Source organism: Acetonema longum DSM 6540 (assembly GCF_000219125.1).
Taxonomy (GTDB): domain Bacteria; phylum Bacillota; class Negativicutes; order Sporomusales; family Acetonemataceae; genus Acetonema; species Acetonema longum.
This window is the reverse complement of sequence record NZ_AFGF01000264.1, coordinates 1-654: the sequence shown is the minus strand read 5'-3', so window position 1 is coordinate 654 and position 654 is coordinate 1. Positions and strand designations below refer to the sequence as shown.

Here is a 654-nt window from a genome sequence, read left to right as displayed (position 1 = left end):
TTGGGCCGAAAGGCTGCTTCAAAAAAAGTCTGTTCCCCTGAACCGGAAGTTAGCTTCAAACCGCCGGCTGTTTGCCGGGCCACAGGCTGCCCGTTCGCAGTGCGGGTTCGCAATGGCCTGTTCCCGGCTGGATTCTAATATGCGAGGGTGTAGATGCTCCGGTATCATGGGTATTGCCAAGCCGGTTGACTCAGAATGTACCACAGAAAGAAGGTGAAACTGTGAATCGATTATTCATTGGCATTGATGTAGGCAGTCGCGATAACGCGGTATACATCATGCTGCCAGACGGCTCCAAGCATAGTTCCTTTGCGGTGCAAAACAACCTCGGCGGGGCGCAGATCCTCTCCCAGCGAGTGGTAGCCGCCTTGACGGAAAAGAACCTGCCCGCCGTCGTGATTGGCATGGAAGCGACTTCGGTTTACGGCAATAATCTGCTGTGTTTTTTGCGCGAAGACGGCGCTCTGGGGCGGTTTGAGCGCAAATTACATGTGCTCAATCCCAAGCAGGTCAAAAAGTTTAAGGACGCCTATTTGGATTTACCCAAGAACGATCTCGTAGATGCCTTCGTCATCGCCGACCATCTCCGCTTCGGCCGGATCACCGCCCCGGTCTACATGGAGGATTACCGCTACAAAGCCCTGCAAAACCTAA

Annotated in this window: 1 protein-coding gene; it reads left to right on the top strand. The window is 53.7% G+C overall.

The window, feature by feature from the left end; all coding sequences use genetic code 11:
• Positions 1-221: 221 nt before the first annotated feature.
• Positions 222-654: IS110 family transposase (locus tag ALO_RS19245; protein ID WP_004099542.1), on the top strand; the 433-nt coding region annotated here is incomplete at its 3' end.